General features: G+C 62.3%; 17 protein-coding genes. 6 read left to right on the top strand and 11 right to left on the bottom strand.

What is annotated here, in order from left to right; translation table 11 throughout:
• Nucleotides 1-46: 46 nt before the first annotated feature.
• The 3 genes from prfB to JET14_RS06640 all read right to left on the bottom strand — a co-directional run bounded on the left by prfB (nt 47) and on the right by JET14_RS06640 (nt 5,192).
• Nucleotides 47-1,178 (bottom strand): peptide chain release factor 2 gene (prfB, locus tag JET14_RS06650; protein ID WP_138748353.1). Its coding sequence is split into 2 segments (ribosomal slippage): nt 47-1,108 and nt 1,110-1,178, totalling 1,131 coding nucleotides; the frame shifts between segments, so codons are not numbered across the junction.
• 89 nt (nt 1,179-1,267) lie between these two features.
• Complete coding sequence (locus JET14_RS06645; protein ID WP_200338009.1) at nt 1,268-3,718, bottom strand: penicillin-binding protein 1A; 2,451 nt, start codon at nt 3,716-3,718, stop codon at nt 1,268-1,270.
• A gap of 214 nt (nt 3,719-3,932) precedes the next feature.
• Nucleotides 3,933-5,192 carry an N-acetylmuramoyl-L-alanine amidase gene (locus JET14_RS06640; protein WP_200337345.1) on the bottom strand — a complete coding sequence of 420 codons (1,260 nt, stop codon included), beginning with the start codon at nt 5,190-5,192 and terminating at the stop codon, nt 3,933-3,935.
• Between the two features lie 717 nt (nt 5,193-5,909).
• On the opposite strand from JET14_RS06640, the gene JET14_RS06635 reads away from it, so the two are divergent.
• Nucleotides 5,910-8,978, top strand: coding sequence for a ribonuclease E/G (locus JET14_RS06635; protein ID WP_200337344.1), 3,069 nt, complete (start codon nt 5,910-5,912; stop codon nt 8,976-8,978).
• Nucleotides 8,979-9,051: 73 nt separating this feature from the next.
• Here the strand turns inward: JET14_RS06635 and JET14_RS06630 are convergent, their stop codons facing one another.
• The gene (locus JET14_RS06630) at nt 9,052-9,465 is read right to left on the bottom strand and encodes a GFA family protein (protein ID WP_200337343.1); all 414 of its coding nucleotides are present in this window, start codon (nt 9,463-9,465) and stop codon (nt 9,052-9,054) included.
• 19 nt (nt 9,466-9,484) lie between these two features.
• Nucleotides 9,485-10,645 carry a pyridoxal phosphate-dependent aminotransferase gene (locus JET14_RS06625; protein ID WP_200337342.1) on the bottom strand — a complete coding sequence of 387 codons (1,161 nt, stop codon included), beginning with the start codon at nt 10,643-10,645 and terminating at the stop codon, nt 9,485-9,487.
• 208 nt (nt 10,646-10,853) lie between these two features.
• Here JET14_RS06625 and JET14_RS06620 point away from each other — a divergent pair, with 208 nt between their 5' ends.
• From JET14_RS06620 to aat, 5 genes are all read left to right on the top strand, one after another.
• Nucleotides 10,854-11,657: a DsbA family protein gene (locus tag JET14_RS06620; RefSeq protein ID WP_200337341.1), complete on the top strand. Its 804-nt coding sequence runs from the start codon at nt 10,854-10,856 to the stop codon at nt 11,655-11,657.
• 107 nt (nt 11,658-11,764) lie between these two features.
• Nucleotides 11,765-12,202, top strand: coding sequence for a type II 3-dehydroquinate dehydratase (aroQ, locus tag JET14_RS06615; protein ID WP_200337340.1), 438 nt, complete (start codon nt 11,765-11,767; stop codon nt 12,200-12,202).
• A gap of 22 nt (nt 12,203-12,224) precedes the next feature.
• A complete protein-coding gene (gene accB, locus JET14_RS06610) occupies nt 12,225-12,701 on the top strand; it encodes an acetyl-CoA carboxylase biotin carboxyl carrier protein (protein ID WP_200337339.1) in 477 nt (158 codons plus the stop codon).
• A gap of 13 nt (nt 12,702-12,714) precedes the next feature.
• Nucleotides 12,715-14,064: an acetyl-CoA carboxylase biotin carboxylase subunit gene (gene accC / locus JET14_RS06605; RefSeq protein WP_200337338.1), complete on the top strand. Its 1,350-nt coding sequence runs from the start codon at nt 12,715-12,717 to the stop codon at nt 14,062-14,064.
• A gap of 112 nt (nt 14,065-14,176) precedes the next feature.
• On the top strand, nt 14,177-14,794 hold the full coding sequence (aat, locus tag JET14_RS06600; protein WP_200337337.1) for a leucyl/phenylalanyl-tRNA--protein transferase: 618 nt from the start codon (nt 14,177-14,179) through the stop codon (nt 14,792-14,794).
• 7 nt (nt 14,795-14,801) lie between these two features.
• Here the strand turns inward: aat and JET14_RS06595 are convergent, their stop codons facing one another.
• From JET14_RS06595 to gatB, 6 genes are all read right to left on the bottom strand, one after another.
• Nucleotides 14,802-16,217 (bottom strand): pectinesterase family protein, encoded by a 1,416-nt coding sequence (locus JET14_RS06595; RefSeq protein ID WP_200337336.1) that lies wholly within the window; start codon nt 16,215-16,217, stop codon nt 14,802-14,804.
• Nucleotides 16,218-16,244: 27 nt separating this feature from the next.
• On the bottom strand, nt 16,245-16,655 hold the full coding sequence (locus JET14_RS06590; RefSeq protein ID WP_183486105.1) for a DUF2155 domain-containing protein: 411 nt from the start codon (nt 16,653-16,655) through the stop codon (nt 16,245-16,247).
• A gap of 95 nt (nt 16,656-16,750) precedes the next feature.
• The gene (locus JET14_RS06585) at nt 16,751-17,149 is read right to left on the bottom strand and encodes an NADH:ubiquinone oxidoreductase subunit NDUFA12 (protein ID WP_183486103.1); all 399 of its coding nucleotides are present in this window, start codon (nt 17,147-17,149) and stop codon (nt 16,751-16,753) included.
• A 94-nt stretch (nt 17,150-17,243) separates the two neighbouring features.
• A complete protein-coding gene (locus JET14_RS06580; protein WP_200338008.1) occupies nt 17,244-17,711 on the bottom strand; it encodes a GNAT family N-acetyltransferase in 468 nt (155 codons plus the stop codon).
• A gap of 1 nt (nt 17,712) precedes the next feature.
• Nucleotides 17,713-18,216 carry a GNAT family N-acetyltransferase gene (locus tag JET14_RS06575; RefSeq protein ID WP_200337335.1) on the bottom strand — a complete coding sequence of 168 codons (504 nt, stop codon included), beginning with the start codon at nt 18,214-18,216 and terminating at the stop codon, nt 17,713-17,715.
• A gap of 5 nt (nt 18,217-18,221) precedes the next feature.
• Nucleotides 18,222-19,724, bottom strand: coding sequence for an Asp-tRNA(Asn)/Glu-tRNA(Gln) amidotransferase subunit GatB (gatB, locus tag JET14_RS06570; protein ID WP_200338007.1), 1,503 nt, complete (start codon nt 19,722-19,724; stop codon nt 18,222-18,224).
• Nucleotides 19,725-19,794 lie beyond the last annotated feature (70 nt).

Raw genomic sequence — 19,794 nt, 5'->3', positions numbered from 1 at the left:
CGCTCCGGCGCGTCCTGCTTTAAGACAACGCGCCGGGCAACGACGATCAGTCGATATCCTCGACCGCGGCACCCGCCCCGCCCTCGATGCGGTGGGCAAGGGCCGCTTCCATGAACGGGCTCAGCGCGCCGTCGAGAACGTCGGACGGCGAGGTGCTTTCAACACCGGTCCTCAGATCCTTCACCAGCTGATAGGGCTGAAGCACGTAGGACCGGATTTGATGACCCCAGCCGATATCCGTCTTCGAGGCCGCTTCCTGATTGGCCGCTTCCTCGCGCTTCTGCAGTTCCGCCTCGTAAAGGCGGGCGCGCAGCATGTCCCAGGCCTTCGCCCGGTTCTTGTGCTGGGAACGCTCCTGCTGGCACTGCACAACGATCCCGGTCGGGATGTGGGTGATGCGCACGGCAGAGTCCGTGGTGTTGACGTGCTGGCCGCCGGCGCCGGATGCCCGATAGGTATCGATGCGGCAGTCGCCTTCATTGACCTCGATTTCGATCGAATCATCGATCACGGGATAGACCCAGACCGAGGAGAACGAGGTATGGCGACGGGCATTGCTGTCATAGGGCGAGATGCGCACCAGGCGGTGAACGCCCGATTCGGTCTTCAGCCAGCCATAGGCGTTGTGGCCCTTGACGTGGATGGTCGCCGACTTGATGCCCGCCTCTTCCCCGTCATGAACTTCCATCACCTCGACCTTGAAGCCCTGGCGCTCGGCCCAGCGGATATACATGCGCAGAAGCATGTTCGCCCAGTCCTGGCTTTCCGTACCGCCGGCGCCGGAATGGACTTCGAGATAGGTGTCGTTGGAATCCGCCTCGCCCGAAAGCATGGCCTCGACCTGCTGGCGCTCGGCCTCGGCGAGAAGCGTCTTCAGGCTTTCCTCGGCGTCCTTGACCACCTCGTCGTCGCCTTCCTCCTCGCCGAGCTCGATCAGCTCGATACTGTCGGAAAGCTCCGTCTCGATGCGGCGCACGGAGGAAATGCCGTCGTCCAGAAGCTGGCGCTCGCGCATCAGCTTCTGCGCCTCGCTCGCGTCGTTCCAGATATCGGGATCTTCAGCCTTGTTGTTCAGCCAGTCCAGCCGTTTGATTGCCTGATCCCAGTCAAAGATGCCTCCTCAGCAGGGTTACAGCCTGCTTGATTTCGTCGACAACGCCTTCGATTTCCGCTCGCATGGTTCTTTCTGCTTCTTTCAAGATTGTGATGGCCGGTGAATAAGGGGGCAAGGCGCGGATGTAAACCCCGCCTCACCCCTCCACCAGGCTCAGTAGAGGCCGCTGGAGCCGGTCGAGATCGCCTTGTTGGCCTGCGAGGAGTCGCGCAGGATCTGCTCCGGCGGCACATAGCCGCTCATGTCGATGATATCGAGCGCCTCTGCGGGCCCCGTGCCGGGCTTGAAGGCCTCGGCGATGACGCCGGGCCCGGAACCGCCGGCGCGCATGCCGGTCGAGCGGTTGACCAGAATGTTGGTCATGCCCTCCGGCTCGATGAAGTTTTCAACCGGCAGTTCCTTCAGCGCATCGGTCATGAATTCGTTGAAGATCGGCGCGGCGAGACCGCCGCCCGTGCCATGGCGGCCAAGGGTCGCCGGCTGGTCGAAGCCGATATAGAGGCCGGCCACGAGGTTCGGCGTGAAGCCGACGAACCAGGCGTCCTTCTCGTCATTGGTGGTGCCGGTCTTGCCGGCGACCGGGCGATCGAGCTTGACCGCGCTGGCCGCCGTTCCGCGCTGGACGACGCCCTCCATCATGGAGGTGATCTGGTAGGACGTCATCGGATCGAGCACCTGCTGGCGGTCGTCGATCAGGATCGGCTCGGCCTGACCGGACCACTCCGGCGCATCGCAGTTCTCGCAGATGCGTTCCTCATGCTTGAAGATGGTCTTGCCGTAGCGGTCCTGAATGCGGTCGATCAGCGTCGGATTGACCTGCTTGCCGCCATTGGCGATCACCGCATAGGCGGAAACCATGCGCATGACGGTGGTTTCGCCGGAGCCGAGCGACATGGCGAGCACCGGATCCATGTGATCGTAGATGCCGAAACGTTCGGCATAATCGGCAACCGTTTCCATGCCGAGGTCGTTGGCGAGGCGCACGGTCATCAGGTTCTTCGACTTCTCGATGCCGGTTCGCAGCGTCTGCGGACCTGAAAAACCGCCTGCATAGTTCTGCGGCTTCCACAACTCGCCGCCGGACTCGATCTCGATCGGCGCATCCATGACCACGGAGGCCGGCGTGTAGCCATTGTCGAGCGCCGCGGCGTAGACGAAGGGCTTGAAGGAGGAGCCCGGCTGGCGATAGGCCTGCGTCGCGCGGTTGAACTGGCTTTCGGAGAAGGCGAAGCCGCCGACCATGGCCAGAACGCGGCCCGTCTGCGGGTCCATGGCGACAAGGCCGCCCTGGACCTTCGGCACCTGCCGCAGCCGGTAGGTGTCGCCCTCGCCGGTCGCTTCCACATAAACGACATCGCCGGGCTTCAGCACGCCTTCGGGGCTCTTTGCATTCGGCTTGCCCTTTTCGAGGAAACGATAGGCCCACTTCATGTCATCGGCCGGGATGAAACCGGTCTCGCGCGCCGTATCCACCTTGCCGGCGGCATCGATCTGCGGGCGGATGCCGATCTCGGCTCCCTCGCCGCTCACGCCGAGCACAACTGCGATCTTCCAGTCCGGCACATCCCAGAGCGGCCGCATCTTGGCAAGCTCCGGGCCCCAGTCGCCGGTGATCGACACCTCGGCGATCGGTCCGCGGAAACCGGCCGCCTCGTCATAGTTGATCAGGCCATCGCGCAGCGCCTTCTGGGCATCGAGCTGCATCTTCGGGTCAAGCGAGGTGCGCACCGAAAGCCCGCCTTCATAAAGCATCTCCTCGCCGTACTTGTCCTTCAGCTCGCGGCGGACGGCCTCGGCGTAATATTCATCGCCCGCGATCGGCCGGTTGCGGTGCGTCGAGACGACGCCGAGCGGTTCGGCGCGCGCCGTTTCGGCTTCCTCGGCGGTGATGTAGCCGTTTTCCTCCATCCGGCTGATCACCCAGTTGCGGCGCTCGATCGCGGCTTCGGGATGGCGGTAGGGATCGTAATTGGCCGGCCCCTTGAGAACGGCCGCGAGATAGGCGCTCTCGGCGATCGTCAGGTCGGAGACCGGCTTGTCGAAATAGGAAAGCGCGGCATCGGCGATGCCGTAAGCGTTCAGGCCGAAATAGACCTCGTTGAGGTAAAGTTCGAGGATCGTATCCTTGGAGTAGGCCTGCTCGATGCGGAAGGACAGGATCGCCTCCTTGACCTTGCGCTCATAGGTCTGGTCCGACGACAGAAGGAAGTTCTTGGCGACCTGCTGGGTGATGGTCGAAGCGCCGACGGGGCGGCGACCGGTGCCCATATTGCGCACATTGGTGATGATCGCGCGCGTCAGGCCGACGACGTCGACGCCGGGGTGGGAGTAGAAATTCTTGTCTTCCGCCGACAGGAAGGCGCCGCGCACGCGCATCGGGATGGCGTCGATCGGCAGGAACAGGCGGCGCTCATGGGCGTATTCGGCCATCAGTTCGCCATTGCCGGCGTAGATGCGCGTCGTGACCGGCGGCGTATATTGCGCAAGCACCTCGTAGTCCGGCAGATCCTTGGCGACATTGTTCAGATAAATCCCGACGCCGATCGCCACCACGACAAAAAGCGCGCAGGCGAGGCCGAAAAGATATCCGATAAGCTTGATCACGTTCACGTCTGTTGAATCCTGTCTCTGGCGAGGCTGGCCGAACTTCCCTCGTGCCGAAATGGTCTCATGCCGGCGCATTTTCCAAATGACCGCAGATACCGCCCCGAGCCCGTGTTGAAAACACCCCGAGCACCTTTTTACAACGAATGTGCGCTTTTTGCGACGCCGCTAAAATGTTGTTTCGACGCATGGATCGATCCGGTGCGGCTGTTGCTCATCCGCCACCGGAGACGAGCGGGTGTCGATACCGCTTGACCGCCTCCACCAGCCGGTCCACCAGCCGGTCGCGCCATTCCGGATCGAGCATGCGCCTCTCGTCCTCGGCATTGGAGAGGAAACCGATCTCCAGCAGGATCGAGGGAATGTCCGGCGCCCTCAGCACCATGAAGCCCGCAAAGCGATGGGGATTGTTGATCAGTCCGATCTGCCCGCTGAACGAGGCAACGACCCTGTCGGCAAGCGAAATCGAAAAGCTTTGGGTCTCGCGTCGCGTGAGATCGAGCAGGATGTCGGTCACCTCCTCGGGCTCGTTGTCGGTCTCGATCCCCATGATCTCGTTGGACAGGTTTTCGCGCCGGGCAAGGGCAGCGGCAAGCCGGTCGGAAGCGCGGTCGGAGAGCGTGTACACCGTCGCGCCGGAAATCTCGGGCTGGTCGAGCGAATCCGCGTGAAACGAGATGAAAAGGTCGGCGCCGTGCTGTCGCGCCAGCTCCACCCGCCTGGAGAGCGAAAGATAGACATCCGAATCGCGGGTCAGAAAAGGCTCGTATCCCGGCTCCTGCGCCAATCGCCTGGCAAAGGCGCGGGCGAAATCGAGCGTGATCGTCTTTTCCAGCGTCTTCGTGTCCTCGCCGATCGCGCCGGTATCGATGCCGCCATGACCGGCATCGACGGCGACGACATAGGTGTCGTCGTCGACGGGCGTCGCAAGGCTGTCGGTGAAGGCGTCGCCCGCCTCGGACTGCCGGCGCTCCAAGAGGGCGGCGAAGCGCGCGGCGTCGGCAATCGCTAGATCGATCACCAGACGGGCGCTGCCCCCCTCCTCCTGCCGAACCTCGCCGAGCGTCATCTGGATCGGCTCGCGCGCCGAAAGCACGATGCGGGACTGGCCCGGTCCGGTCGCGCCGTAGCGCACATCGCTGACGAGCCCGCGCGGTTCGACCGCGTCGGCGGCAAACCCGAAGGCCGTGCTCGGAAGGGTGATCACCAGCCGGGCGGGATCCTTGAGGTAATGATAGCTGAATTCCGGCGAACGGTCGAAGTCGACCACGAGGCGGGCCCGCGCATCATCGCCGACAAGAAGCGCGTTATAGGCGATCAGCGGCGCCTCGGCATCCGCGTCTTGCGCGCTGGCGCGCGCAGCCGGCGCAACGGCCGTTGCAAGCAGGACCAGCAGCGCCGTGAACGCAAGCAGGCGCGCTGCGAACGCATATTCGAACAGACCTTTGCCGCCGGCCACATTGCGTCCCGTCATGCCACCTCTCGTTTTTCGCAGGCCCCGGCCGCGAAGATGCACTTCATCCGTGTATTACCGTAAATGCCGCCCCGCCGACAAGGCCAGGACCATGAACGCCACGGTGATGGCGAAACAATGGCCCGCCGGCCTTTCGCGATCTCCGGCGGACAAAACCGAAAGCGGTCGCTGCCGAACGCGGCCCTTCAGTGCCATGATTCGTCGATCGCTCAAATATAACCGGGGATTGGATTTTTCTTGCTATTGCAGCATGGAATACATACTAATGTGGTTCAGGTGGAGATTTATGACGGGACGATTGCGCGCAAGGGCAGCCGGTCTCTTGTTGATTGGCGCCATATGGAGTGACGGATCACCCGCGTCCTTCCACCACCGAACAGAATATCTTCGCCGTTATACGTGTTTCTCAAAAATCGTTTCGGCGTAAGGGTCAATGCTCTTCGGGCGATCCCCTGAGGGCATATTCATCGCCTCTCTACTCGAGAGGCCCGTTAATATTGGTTTCGACTGGTTTCATATGAGAACGAAGCGTCAATTTCTTCCATCGGCCTTTCCGCCCGCAAGCGGCGACGGACTGATTCGAGAAGCAGCCGCCCGCGTTTCGTTGCACCGGTCGAACGCACATTCATCCGGCGCAACTGCAGGCAACCGTTTCCGGGACAGGACGAGCGTCCTTTCGGAGACCGGCGAGCGACTGCGCCGAGGAGCTCACTATAAATGGCAGACAAAATGCTCATCGACGCCTCTCATGAAGAAGAGACGCGCGTCGTCGTTGTTCGTGGAAATCGCATAGAGGAGTTCGATTTCGAATCGCAGCACAAGAAACAGCTGCGCGGCAACATCTATCTTGCAAAGGTCACGCGGGTCGAGCCCTCTCTTCAGGCCGCGTTTGTCGACTATGGCGGCAACCGCCATGGCTTCCTGGCCTTTTCGGAAATCCATCCCGACTATTACCAAATCCCGCTGGCCGATCGCGAAGCCCTTCTGAAGGAAGCAAGCGAGGAAGATGACGGCGACGACGCCGAGGCCTCCATCACCGAGCCGGCCGAGGCCTCCGAGAAGGCAGCCGAGGCCGACGGCAAGCCGAAGCCCCGCACCCGCAGGGGCCGGGCGAAGTCGCGCTCGAACAAGGCCGACAGCAAGGCCGACGAGGCGACGCAGGAACCGGAAAAGGCCGCAGGCGCCGAAGCATCGGCAGAGGCTGCGGACGCTTCCGAGGCGAAGGCCAAGACCGAAGCAAAATCCGACGACGCGTCCGAGGCAGCGGCAACCGCTGAAACGACTGAAGCCACCGAGGAAACGGCGAAGCCCAAGCCCCGCAGGCGCCGCAAGCCGGCCGCCAAGAAGGCAGCGAAAGGCGAAGCGGAAGCCGCGCCCGAAGGCGGTGACAATACGGCTTCCGAAGACCAGGCTTCGGGCGAAAACGGTTCCGACGACGAGAACAAGGGCGGCCCGACCCATATGGCGGCCGAGGTCGACGCCGACACGATTTCCGAAGACGTTGATGATGACGACGACAGCGTCGAATCCGTCGGCGCCGAAGACGCGATGGAAGAAGTGCCGGACAACGGCCACCGCCGGATGCGCAAGCAGTACCGCATCCAGGAAGTGATCAAGCGCCGGCAGATCCTGCTGGTGCAGGTCGCCAAGGAAGAGCGCGGCAACAAGGGTGCGGCGCTGACCACCTATCTTTCGCTTGCCGGCCGCTATTCGGTGCTGATGCCGAACACCGCGCGCGGCGGTGGCATTTCCCGCAAGATCACGAATCCGGCCGACCGCAAGCGGCTCAAGGAAGTCGCCAAGGGCCTCGAAGTGCCGCAGGGCATGGGCGTGATCCTGCGCACCGCCGGCGCCAACCGCACCAAGGCCGAAGTCAAGCGCGACTTCGAATATCTGATGCGGCTTTGGGAGAACGTCCGCTCCAAGACGCTGACATCGACGGCGCCCTGCCTCGTCTACGAGGAAGGCAGCCTGATCAAGCGATCGATCCGCGATCTTTACAACAAGGACATCAGCGAGGTGATCGTTTCCGGTGACGAGGGTTACCGCGAGGCGAAGGACTTCATGAAGATGCTGATGCCGAGCCACGCCAAGGTGGTTCAGCGCTATCGCGACATTCACCCGATCTATTCGCGCTCCGGCATCGAGGCGCAGCTGGACCGCATGCTGCAGCCGCAGGTGACGCTGAAATCGGGCGGCTACCTGATCATCAACCAGACCGAAGCGCTGGTCGCCATCGACGTCAACTCCGGCCGTTCGACGCGCGAGCACTCGATCGAGGACACCGCGCTCCAGACCAATCTGGAGGCGGCGGAGGAAGTGGCGCGTCAGTTGAGGCTGCGCGACCTTGCCGGCCTTGTCGTCATCGACTTCATCGACATGGAGGAAAAGCGCAACAACCGCGCTGTCGAAAAGAAGCTCAAGGAATGTCTGAAGAACGACCGCGCCCGCATCCAGGTCGGACGGATTTCCCATTTCGGCCTGCTGGAAATGTCGCGCCAGCGCATCCGCGCATCCGTTCTGGAATCGACCACCCAGGTCTGCAGCCATTGCGGCGGCACCGGCCACGTGCTCTCGCAGTCCTCCGTTGCGCTCCACGTGCTGCGCGGCGTCGAGGAATACCTGCTGAAGAACACCACGCATAACATCACCGTGCGCACCACGCCGGAGATCGCGCCCTATCTGCTCAACCAGAAGCGCAACACCATTGTCGATTACGAGAACCGCTTCGGCGTCGAGATCATCGTCGAGGCCGATGGCGATCTCGAGAACAGCCATTTCGAGATCGATCGCCGCGATCCGGTCGAAAATCCGGTGAAGATCGAAGCGCTGTTCAACTTCATCGACGAGCCGGAAGAAGACGTCGCCGAAATACCGGATGCCGACGAGGCGGATGAAACCGACAACGCGCCGGCGAGCGGCAATGCCAATGGCAGCAATGCCAGCGACAGCAATGGCGACGACGAAGGCGGCCGCTCGCGCCGCAAGCGCCGCCGTCGTCGGGGCGGCCGCAATGGCGGCCAGCAGAACGGCAGCAGCGCAGAGAGCGAACAGTCGCAGGACGATGACGACAGCGGATCGCCCGACGACAACGCCCAGGACGCCTCGAACAGCGGCGATGACGACGACAAGCCGCGCCGCAAGCGCCGTCGCGGCAAGCGCGGCGGTCGCCGCAACCGCAGCGAAGACGATGCGCAGCAGGAAACCTCCGGCGATACGGACGAAGCGAAGGGCGAGGACAACGCCTCCGAGACCGTCGCCGAGAAACAACCGCAGGAAACCGCAACGGCTGACGCGTCTGAAGCCCCGCAGGAGAGCGCGGCGGAAGCACCCGAGAACGCGGCAGGCGAGACCGTGACGGAAAAGCCGGCCGAGGAAGCAGCCGAGACCAGCGTCGAGCAACCGAGCGAGACTACGGAAGACGAGGCGATGGCCGAGATCGAAGGCCGCAAGCCGCGCCGCCGCCGCAAGCCGAAGGCCGAGAAGACCGAGGCCGTCGCCGAGGAAACGCTCGCCGAAGCCGCCGAGGCTAAGCCGGAGACGGACGAAACACCCGCGGCGAAGGAAGAGCAGCCTTCGGCCGAGGAGGCCTCAACAGCCGACGCGGAAGCCGAGCCGGAAGCGACGGAGACGCCTGCCGATGATGAAAAGGCGGAAACCAAGCGCGCCAATCGCGGCGCCAATATCGCCTCTTCGGAACCGGTCGTGACCTCCAACGGCGCGGAAAACGACGACGAGCCCGCCAAGCCGAAGCGCGGCTGGTGGCAGCGTCGCGGGTTCTTCTGAGCCTGAAATTCCGAACAGATTGGAAGCGCCGCCGTTTTCGCAAAACGGCGGCTTTTTTTCTATTCAGGTTGCTTCAGCGGTTGAGCGGCGGGCCGTCGGCGACATGACCTGCATATTGCGGAAGATCATCCGCGATCCGGTGCCAGGGCGCCTTAGATCGCACGAAGATGTGGTCGCCCGGGCGAATGGTCGGAGCCGTGTCGAGCGTTCCCATCGCCACATGGACATAGGCGCCGTCGCGCACGCGCGAATAGAGCAGCGCGCCGCAGGCGGCGCAGCGCGCATCATGATTGATGGCATCGCCGTGGAGAAATAGATCTGCGGGTTCGCAGACAAGTTCGAACTTGTCTGCCTCGATCCCGGTGAAGGGCTTGAAGGCAGACCCTGTTGATTTCTGGCAGTCCTTGCAGTGGCAAAATGCGGCATAGGCGAAATCATCCGCCACGCGATACCGCGCCTTGCCGCACAGGCAGCTTCCCGTCAGCATCGTCGTCCCTCCCCGCTCTTCAACCCTTCTCCGGCAACCAGTTGCCAAGGCGCTCCACCGCCTGGCGGATCTCGGCCTCGGTTCCCGCATAGGAAAGCCTCAGATAGCGACCGCCGGTCAGCGGATCGAAATCCGCCCCGGGCGTTGCCGCGACGTCGATTTCGGCCAGCATCTTGCGCGAGAATGCCACGCTGTCATTGGAATAACCACTGACATCGACATAGGCATAGAAAGCGCCGTCCATGGGCGAGACCACGGGAAGTCCGATCTCCGGCAGCGCCCTGATCAGGAAATCACGGTTGGCGCGGTAGATTGCGCGGTAGCCGTCGAGCTGAGGGCGGGCATCGAGGGCGGCTTCGGCTGCGATCTGCGAGAGCTCGGGCGCGCTGATATAGATGTTCTGCGCCAGTTGCTCGAACACGCGGACAAGCTTCTCCGGCAACACCATCCAGCCGACGCGCCAGCCGGTCATGCAATAGTATTTTGAAAACGAATTGATCACCACCGCCGCGTCGGTGAAGGACAGCGCCGTGGCCTCCTCTCCGGAAAACACCAGCCCGTGATAGATCTCGTCGGAGATGAAGGCCGTGCCGCGCGCTTCGCACCAGTCGGCAAGGCGCTTCAGCGCCGCCCGGCCGGTGACGGTGCCCGTCGGGTTTGCCGGGCTTGCCAGAAGCACGCCCTTGATGGCGACGCCCTCAATGCGCTCCGCCTCCTCCAGCGCCTCGGGCGTCAGCGTGAATGCGTGCCGCTCATTCGCCTCCACCTCGACAACCTTGAGGTCCAGCGCCTTCAGAATGTTGCGATAGGCGGGATAGCCGGGCCGCGCGATCGCGACGGCATCGCCGGCATCAAACAGCGCCAGAAAGGCGAGATTAAAACCCGCCGACGAACCGGTCGTCACCGCGATGCGCGCGGGATCGACATCGACGCCCATGCGGACCCGGTAATCGCGCGCGATCGCCTCGCGCAGGCTTTGAAGGCCGAAAGCATCGGTATAGCCCAGACGACCGTGGTCGAGGGCGGCACGCGCCGCCTCAAGCGCGCGGTCGGGGGCGGGATGGGAAGGTTGGCCGACGGCGAGCGAGAGCACCGGACGTCCGGCCTTCCTGCGGCGGTTCGCCTCCGCCAGCACGTCCATGGCCAGGAATGAATCGATTTCGCTGCGTTTCGACGGCATTCTGCTTCTTCCCTTTCACAACGTCCGCTTGGCGGACGGTCCCCATCGGGATTGAACCATTCCCGGGGCCTCTGCAATCCTTCCGAACAAAAAAACGGGATTTCCAGGCCTGGCCGCTGGAATTGAAGGCTTTGCTATGGACATCGCCGCCTTTTGCGCACAATTGGTTTCTAGCTGAAATGATCGTGTCATGCAGGAAGGGGAAATCATGTCATCAAAGGGACTGACGCTTGCCGTCGTCGCGATTTTCGCGACCGCCGTCGCGTCTGCCGCGGCAACGACCGCCGCGATCTACGGTTTTGCTTCCCCGCAGCCGCGGGAGCAGGTTGCAGCGCCCGCAACCGACGATTTCGGCACGCGGGTGCATGACTATCTGGTGGCCAATCCGGAAGTGCTGCTTGACGTTCAGGTTGCCCTGCAGCGCAAGCAGGCCGAGGAACAGCAGCAGGCCGCGCAGGCCGCGATTGCGGAAAACCAGGACAGGATTTTCCAGCCTGAATTCGATGCGGTGCTCGGCAATCCCGACGGCGCCATCACCGTCGTCGAGTTCTTCGATTACAATTGCGGCTATTGCCGTCGCGCCCTTGCCGACATGGACGAGATCATCGCCGACAATGACGATGTGCGTTTCATCCTGAAGGAGATTCCGGTTCTGGGGCCGGAATCGCAGGCCGCGCAGCGCGTGTCCTACGCTTTCTTCAAGGTTGCGCCGGAAAAATATCCGGATTTCCATCGCGCCCTGATGGAAGCGGGCAACCGCGCCACCGATGAAAGCGCCCGCGCCGTCGCCTCGGCCTTCGGCGTGAACAGCGACCAGATCGACGCGGCGATGGCGGAGTTCCCGCCCGAGGCCGCGCTTCAGGAGCATTTTGCGCTGGCAAGCGCCGTCGGCGTTACCGGAACGCCTGCCTATATCGTCGGCGACACGATGCTGCACGGCGCCATCGGCGCGGATCGCATCCAGCAGGTGATCGACAACATCCGCGACTGCGGACAGGGAACCTGCTCTTGAGCTTCTCGCCTGTGCGAAGCTTAACCAAGGCGTTTCGTCGTCCGGTCTTTGGGCTTTTCCTGAATGACCTGAACGTCTATAGGTGAAGGCGAAACTGGAATTGACGGATGACACGCGTAATCTTTGTTCTGAACGGACCCAACCTCAATCTTCTGGGCAAGCGCGAGCCGGGCATCTACGGCGCGTTGACCCTGGAAGCCGTTGAGGAGGCCTGTCGCCGGGAGGCTGAATCGCTCGGCTTTGAGGCCGACTGCCGCCAGAGCAATCATGAAGGCGTTCTTGTCGACTGGCTTCACGAAGCCAACGAAAAGGCGGCCGGTGTCGCCATCAATCCGGGTGCCTACGGGCACACATCCATTGCGCTTCACGACGCCATACGGGCCATCAGCGTGCCTGTCGTGGAGCTTCACATTTCCAACATTCATGCCCGTGAGCCCTTTCGCCACAAGACCATGACATCGGCAGCGGCGAAGGGGGTAATCTGCGGCTTCGGCCAGGACAGTTACCTGCTTGCGCTTCGTGCGCTGAAGACGCTCTCGGAATAAAAAGAAAAAAGGAACACCACCCATGGCAGATCAGAAGAAGGCAGTCGACGCGAAGCTGGTGCGCGAACTCGCCGTTATCCTCAATGACACCGACCTTACCGAAATCGAGGTCGAGCAGGACGGCCTTCACATTCGCGTCGCCCGTGAAATAACCGTCGCGCCGCAACAGGCCATGGCCTATGCACCGGCTCCGGCGGCAGCGCCGGCAGCAGCTCCCCAGCCGGCAGCGGCCGAAGCGCCGGCAGCGCCCGCCGCGAGCAATCTCGACCAGGCCATCAAGGCGCCCATGGTCGGCACCGTCTACCTTGCTCCCGCCCCCGGCGCCCGTCCCTTCATCGAGGTTGGCGCGAACGTCAAGGAAGGCCAGACCCTGCTCATCATCGAGGCGATGAAGACGATGAACCAGATCCCTGCGCCCAAGAGCGGCAAGGTCACCCAGATTCTCGTCGACGACGCCCAGCCGGTTGAGTTCGACGAACCGCTTGTCGTGATCGAATAACGGGTCAGAGAGAATGTTTTCCAAAATCCTCATCGCCAATCGCGGCGAAATCGCGCTCCGCGTCCAGCGCGCCTGCAAGGAGCTCGGCATCGCCACCGTTGCCGTGCACTCCACCGCAGATGCGAACGCGATGCATGTGCGCCTTGCCGACGAGAGCGTGTGCATCGGCCCGCCGTCTTCGCGCGAGAGCTACCTCAACATCCACCAGATCGTTGCCGCCTGTGAGATCACCGGCGCCGACGCCGTGCATCCCGGTTACGGCTTCCTCTCCGAAAACGCCAAGTTCGCCGAGATCCTGGAAGCCCACGGCATCACCTTCATCGGCCCCACCAGCGAACATATCCGCATGATGGGCGACAAGATCACCGCCAAGACGACCGCCGAAAATCTCGGCATCCCGGTCGTCCCCGGTTCCGGCGGTTCGGTCGACACGGAAGAGGACGCGATCAGGACCGCCGACGAGATCGGTTATCCGGTGCTGATCAAGGCAACGGCCGGCGGCGGCGGTCGCGGCATGAAGCTTGCCCGCACCCGCGATGATCTGCTGGAGGCCTGGAGCACGGCCCGCGGCGAGGCGGCAGCGGCCTTCGGCAATGACTCCGTCTATATGGAGAAATATCTCGACAAGCCGCGTCATATCGAGGTGCAGGTCTTCGGCGATGGCGAAGGCGACGCCATTCACCTTGGCGAGCGTGACTGCTCGCTGCAGCGCCGGCACCAGAAGGTCTGGGAAGAAGCCAACTCGCCGGCGCTCAATGTCGAGCAGCGCATGCAGATCGGCGAGATCTGCGCCGATGCGATGCGCAAGATGAAATATCGCGGCGCCGGCACGATCGAGTTTCTCTATGAGAACGGCGCGTTCTATTTCATCGAAATGAACACCCGGCTTCAGGTGGAGCACCCGATTACCGAAGCCATTACCGGCATCGACCTGGTGCATGAACAGATCCGTGTTGCCGCCGGCGCCGGGCTCTCGGTCAGCCAGAAGGATGTCGCCTTCTCCGGCCACGCGATCGAATGCCGCATCAATGCCGAAAACGCCCGGACCTTCCGTCCGTCGCCCGGCACGATCACCCATTTTCACGCCCCGGGCGGTCTTGGCGTACGCATCGATTCCGGCGTCTATCAGGGTTACAAGATTCCGCCCTATTACGACAGCCTGATCGGCAAGCTCATCGTCCACGGCCGCACGCGCGTGGAATGCATGATGCGGCTCAAGCGCGCGCTGGATGAGTTCGTCGTTGACGGGATTGACACGACGCTGCCGCTTTTTCAGGATCTGATCGCCAACCAGGACATCGCCAATGGCGACTATGATATCCACTGGCTGGAACATTATCTGGAAGACAAGGCTGACGCCTAATCCCGCCTGAGCAAAGCGCGGATCGACGGGATCAGGCGACCAAACAATTGGATAATGCCCGTTTCGAACCGCTGCGGGCGGATAGAGACGGGCTCTGAGCAACTGAGAGGCCATGGAAAAGAACGCCGGAAAGAGCAGCAGGATTACGCCGGAGCTGCTTTTGAATGCCTATAGCATCGGCCTCTTTCCCATGTCCGAATCGGCCGATGACACCGAGCTTTTCTGGGTCGAACCGGAAATTCGCGGCATTATTCCGCTCAACAAGCTGCACGTCTCCCACAGCCTGCGCAAGTTCATGCGCAGGTCCCCTTACGAAATCCGCTTCAACCATGATTTTGATGGCGTGATCGCCGCCTGCGCGGAACCGGCCCCCGACCGACCGCAGACCTGGATCAACCACGAGATCCGCACGCTCTACAAGTCGCTCCATGCCATGGGCCGCGCCCATTCGGTGGAGGCCTGGCAGGACGGCGCGCTTGTCGGCGGGCTTTACGGCGTCTCGCTGAAGGCGGCCTTCTTCGGCGAAAGCATGTTCTCTCGCCGCCCGAACGCCTCCAAGATCTGCCTCGTGCATCTGGTGGAGCGCCTGCGCGCCAATAACTTCCTGCTGCTCGACACGCAGTTCACCACCGACCATCTGAAGACGATGGGCGCGATCGATATTCCCAAGGAAGAATACATGACGCTGCTGAATGCGGCGCTCGTCTGGCCCGATCAGCCGTTTCCGTGAACGCCGCCTATGCCTGCCGGTTGTTGAACTCCGCGAGCCAGGGTTCGGCCGGATCGGGCTTGTGGAAGACGAGCCCCTCGCCCTTCAGCCAGTCTCCGAGATAGCGGAAGAAATCGTCCGAGCTATACTGCACGGGCCTGTAGCGCGTGTTCCATTCGCCGGGCACGAACTCTCCATCCGCATTGCGCCTGCCGCCGCTCCAGTCATCCCATGGGGCCTGCGGGTTGATGTGCGCGCCGATGCGGGAGTTGAGGATCACGCATTTGCCGACGGCCTCCAGCACATCAAGCGAAATCGTGCCTTCCGGCGGATGATCGAATTCCGAGGTTTCGGCAAGCCGCGTGCGGTAGCCCTTGACATTCGCAATGCCGTAGGGCGATGCCCTGACCGTCTGGAACCACTGCCGGCCAAGCGAGAATGTGCCGGCAAGCGCGGCCTCGCTGCCGTCATGGGTAAAGTCGCATTCGTTGAAGACGATGCCGTAGCGCGTGTGCATGTTGGTCGAGGGGGCGACCACATAGGCATGGTCGACGCGGCTGCCGAGCGAACGGATTTCGCAACGATCGAAATAGGCGGTCGCGCGGCCGAAGATAAAGTCGATATCGCCCTCGACATCGCAGTTGGAATAATAGGAGCGCACCGTCATGCCCGGCACGCGGCCCTTGAAGTAGAGCGTGTCCTGGAAGCTTGAAAAACGCACATGGTCGAAATGGACGCGGTCGGCATTGTGGACCAGCGTCGCCACGGCCTGGTGCCAGCCTTTGGCGAACTGGCCGGCCGCATTCTTCGGCCCGCCCTTGCCGTCCTCGCATTTCGAGTTCTTGTCCGCTCTATCGCAATTGTAGGCGTTCCGGATGCTGAGGTTCTTCGCCTGAAAGCCATCATTTTCGACCCTAAGCACGCAGGCGTTTTCCGTCGACAGACGATCAAGCGCCGCATTGGCATGATAGATTTCAGCAATCTCGGGCGCGTAATCATCAACCGCTGTCCCGAAGGTTGCCAGAAAATCAGGCCCGCTCATGCCCTGATCAATCGTGGCACGGATCACCGTCTCCTGCGGCGCGTTGCCCGTTCCGAACAGCGTGATCGCGACAGACCGGTCGCCGACGATGAGGCGCGGCACGATGACCGTCTCGTCGTAAATGCCGGGGCGAACGGCAATATAGATGCGGTCGCCCCTCTTGCCCGCGGCGGCATCACGGACGGCCTGGCTGACGGCCATCTGGACGGAGGAAAAGTCTCCGCCTTCTTTGGCGACGGTATAATCCGCCCGCACCTTGGCGCCGCCCGCCATGAAGGCATCCGCCTTAGGGTCCCATGGGTCGATGCATTCGGCCCCGGCGCGCCCGGTATATTTCAGAACTTCGAGATAGTGAAACTTCTCGGCCTCGGCGGCGCTCAGTTGGGGACGCGCATCGGACATGGCGGGCCTTCGCAATATGTTCGGAGATCAGGGAGCGGGAATGCTTGCCTCGCTGACGCAATCGGTCAGCCAGACGTCATAGATCGGGTCTTCCACGGCATTGAGCGCCGGCGAATCGGCAAACATCCAGCCGGAGAAGATGCGGGAGACTTCGTTCTGCAGCGACACCTTGTCGACCTGGACAAAGGCATCGACCTGCTGTTCCTCGGTCTCGTCACGCGAATAGCAGACGCGCGGCGTTACCTGCAGGCGGCCGAACTGCACCGTCTCGCCGACATAGGCGTCGAATGTGTAGGTGCGCCCGGTAATCTTGTCGATGCCGCCGAAGACGGCGACCGGGTTTTCCACCCGCGCGGCAAGAGCCGGACCTGCGACAAGGCCCGTCGCCGCAAGGCCGAGCGAAAGAGTAATGAGACGGCTCAATGCACGGAAATCCATGGATCATCCCTTGATAACAAAAAGCGCGACCGATGCCGCGCTTCATTTACAGACTGACATGAAGGCCAGCCTACCGTCAGATTGCGGCAAAAACCTTACGCGCCCGGTGTCCAGGCGTCGTAGTCGCCCGTTACCTTGTTGCGTTCGCCCTGAACGGCGAGCGAGCCCTTGGGGCGATAGGCAAGCGCGGTGCCCGTCTGGTTCGGATTATGCGGCTTTTCCCATTCGCGCGCCGTGTAGGCAGCCTTGGTCGGCGGCGTGTCGGTGCGGTGGTGCATCCAGCCGTGCCAGCCGGGCGGAATCGCGGAAGCATCGGCATAGCCATTGTAGACGACCCAGCGGCGCTTCAGGCCATAGGTCGACATGCCGCCTTCGTAGTAGACGTTCCCGAACTGATCCTCGCCGACCTTCTTGCCGAAGCGACGCGTGAACAGATCCGTGCCGATGGTCGAGCCGTTCCACCAGGTAAACATCTTCGCCAGAAAGCTTGCCATTCTCTTTCCTTACGTCTTGGACCGCGAACGCGGCCGATTTTCTAAACTCGTGTATGGCGCGTCATGGCGCGCTTGTCCAGAGCGGCGGACCGCCTCAGGCGCCTTTCAGCTTCATTTTGAAGCCGAGATGGGATGGCGTGAAACCGAGCCGTTCATAGAAACGATGGGCATCGGTACGGCTGCGGTTCGACATCAGTTGCACCAGCCGGCAGTCCTTCGCCCTCGCCTCCGCGATCGCCGCCGCGATCATCCTCGCGCCGATGCCGCGGCCGCGCCGATCGGGATGGGTCTGCACTGCCTCGATCGTCAGCATTGCACTGCCGCGACCGGTAAGGGTTCGGGTAAAGGAGGTCTGGAGCGTGCCGACGACCATGCCGTCAAGCTCCGCCACATAAAGCGTATCATTGGCCGAGGCGGCGATCGCATCGAAGGCGGCGCGATAATCGCCATAGGCTTCAGGATCGGTGGTATCGCCGTGGCCGCCAAGGTCATCCGCCGCGAAGATCGCAATCAAAGCCTCAAGATCGCCAGGCACCGCCTCACGGATCACCAAACCGTCGATGTCAGACACCGGGCAGGTCCTTTTCCATGATGATCGCCGGAATGCCGGAACCGCAGGTGCCGCAATTCTCGGTCCGCCCGGCCTCGCTCATGCCATGCGCCTGATAAAAGGCCAGTGCGGCGTCATTGCCGATGACGACTTCGAGCGCCAACTTTTTCGCATTGGGAAAACAGGTTTCGATCTCGGCGAAGAGATCGCGGCCAATGCCCTGGCGTTGGCATTCAGGATGGATGTAGAGCTGGTGCAGGTTGACGACATCCGCACGCTTCTTCGAAGGCGCCGCATAGGCCATGCCGCCGATGCGCGTGCCGTTGTCGGCGACAAGGAATTCCCCGCCCTTGCGTTCCAGCCGGTCCTTCACCGCCTTTGGCGAGTGCCAGCCCGCGACCATCTGGTTGACCTTCTCTGCGCCCAGCAGCGCATCATAGGTGTCGTGCCAGGAGGTATCCAGCAGCGCGCAGACGGCCGGAATATCGGTTTCCATCGCTGTGCGAACGAAGAACAAAAGGCTTACTCCGTAACGCCCAGCTTTTCCTTCACCAGCGCCTGCACGGCCTGCGGATTGGCCTTGCCCTTGGACGCCTTCATCACCTGGCCGACAAACCAGCCGGCAAGCGAGGGCTTGTCCTTGACCTTTGCGGCCTGCTCCGGATTGGCGGCGATGATCTCGTCGACGATCTTCTCGATCGCGCCGGTATCGGTCACCTGCTTCATGCCGCGCTCTTCGACGATCTGCTTCGGGTCGCCGCCCTCGTTCCAGACGATCTCGAACAGGTCCTTGGCGATCTTGCCCGAGATCACCCCTTCCTTGATCAGCGACAGGATGGCGCCGAGCTGTTCCGGCGAAACCGGCGTTTCGTCAATGCCCTTGCCGGCCTTGTTCAGCGCGCCGAGCAGATCATTGATGACCCAGTTTGCCGCAATCTTTGCATCGGAGAGGCCGACCAGCTTTTCGTAATAGTCGGACACCGCCTTGTCGGAGACGAGCACCGAGGCGTCATAGACGGAAAGGCCGAGATCGCCCACAAAACGCGCCTTCTTGTCGTCCGGCAATTCCGGCAGGTCCTTCGCCAGCTCTTCGATGAAGGCATCGTCGAACTCAAGCGGCAGCAGGTCGGGATCGGGGAAGTAGCGATAATCATGCGCGTCTTCCTTGGAGCGCATCGACCGCGTCTCGCCCTTGACCGGATCGAACAGGCGGGTCTCCTGGTCGATCACGCCGCCCTCTTCCAGTATGTCGATCTGGCGGCGGGCCTCGCTTTCGATGGCCATGCCGACGAAACGGATCGAGTTGACGTTCTTGATCTCGCAGCGCGTGCCAAACTCACCGCCCGGCTTGCGCACGGAGACATTCACATCGGCGCGGAGCGACCCCTCATCCATATTGCCGTCGCAGGTGCCGAGATAGCGCACGATGGTGCGAAGCTTTGTGACATAGGCCTTGGCCTCGTCGGCGGAACGCATATCCGGCTTGGAGACGATCTCCATCAGCGCCACGCCCGAACGGTTGAGGTCGACGAAGGAGAACGAGGGATGCTGGTCATGCATCAGCTTGCCGGCGTCCTGCTCCAGATGCAGGCGCTCGATGCCGATTTCGATATCCTCGAAATTGCCCTCTCTGTCCGGCCCGAGGGAGATGGTGATCGTGCCCTCGCCGACGATCGGGTCCTTGTACTGCGAAATCTGGTAGCCCTGCGGCAGGTCGGGATAGAAATAGTTCTTGCGGTCGAAGATCGAGCGCCTGTTGATCTTGGCCTTGAGGCCGAGACCAGTGCGCACCGCCTGCTTGACGCATTCCTCGTTGATGACGGGCAGCATGCCGGGCATGGCCGCGTCCACCAGCGAGACGTTGGCGTTGGGCGCCTTGCCGAATGTGGTGGAGGAGCCGGAGAACAGCTTCGCATTGCTCGTGACCTGCGCGTGCACCTCGAGACCGATGATGACTTCCCAGTCGCCGGTGGCGCCGGGGATCAGGCGTTTGGGATCGGGCGTGCGGGTATCGACAATGGTCATGGTCAGCTCATCGTTCATCTGCGGAAACTTGTTCGTGAGGTAGAGCAAATGGGGGCAAGACGCAAGCGAT

The sequence above is a fragment of the Martelella lutilitoris genome (genome assembly GCF_016598595.1).
Lineage (GTDB): Bacteria > Pseudomonadota > Alphaproteobacteria > Rhizobiales > Rhizobiaceae > Martelella > Martelella lutilitoris_A.
Note: the sequence above shows the minus strand (reverse complement) of the source record. Positions and strands in the feature narration are given on the sequence as shown.

Coding starts and splice junctions, on each gene's coding strand:
- JET14_RS06640 (WP_200337345.1), bottom strand. CDS start 5,192: ATGACGGGACGCAATGTGGCCGGCGGCAAAGGTCTGTTCGAATATGCG.
- JET14_RS06635 (WP_200337344.1), top strand. CDS start 5,910: ATGGCAGACAAAATGCTCATCGACGCCTCTCATGAAGAAGAGACGCGC.
- JET14_RS06630 (WP_200337343.1), bottom strand. CDS start 9,465: ATGCTGACGGGAAGCTGCCTGTGCGGCAAGGCGCGGTATCGCGTGGCG.
- JET14_RS06625 (WP_200337342.1), bottom strand. CDS start 10,645: ATGCCGTCGAAACGCAGCGAAATCGATTCATTCCTGGCCATGGACGTG.
- JET14_RS06620 (WP_200337341.1), top strand. CDS start 10,854: ATGTCATCAAAGGGACTGACGCTTGCCGTCGTCGCGATTTTCGCGACC.
- aroQ (WP_200337340.1), top strand. CDS start 11,765: ATGACACGCGTAATCTTTGTTCTGAACGGACCCAACCTCAATCTTCTG.
- accB (WP_200337339.1), top strand. CDS start 12,225: ATGGCAGATCAGAAGAAGGCAGTCGACGCGAAGCTGGTGCGCGAACTC.
- accC (WP_200337338.1), top strand. CDS start 12,715: ATGTTTTCCAAAATCCTCATCGCCAATCGCGGCGAAATCGCGCTCCGC.
- aat (WP_200337337.1), top strand. CDS start 14,177: ATGGAAAAGAACGCCGGAAAGAGCAGCAGGATTACGCCGGAGCTGCTT.
- JET14_RS06595 (WP_200337336.1), bottom strand. CDS start 16,217: ATGTCCGATGCGCGTCCCCAACTGAGCGCCGCCGAGGCCGAGAAGTTT.
- JET14_RS06590 (WP_183486105.1), bottom strand. CDS start 16,655: ATGGATTTCCGTGCATTGAGCCGTCTCATTACTCTTTCGCTCGGCCTT.
- JET14_RS06585 (WP_183486103.1), bottom strand. CDS start 17,149: ATGGCAAGCTTTCTGGCGAAGATGTTTACCTGGTGGAACGGCTCGACC.
- gatB (WP_200338007.1), bottom strand. CDS start 19,724: ATGACCATTGTCGATACCCGCACGCCCGATCCCAAACGCCTGATCCCC.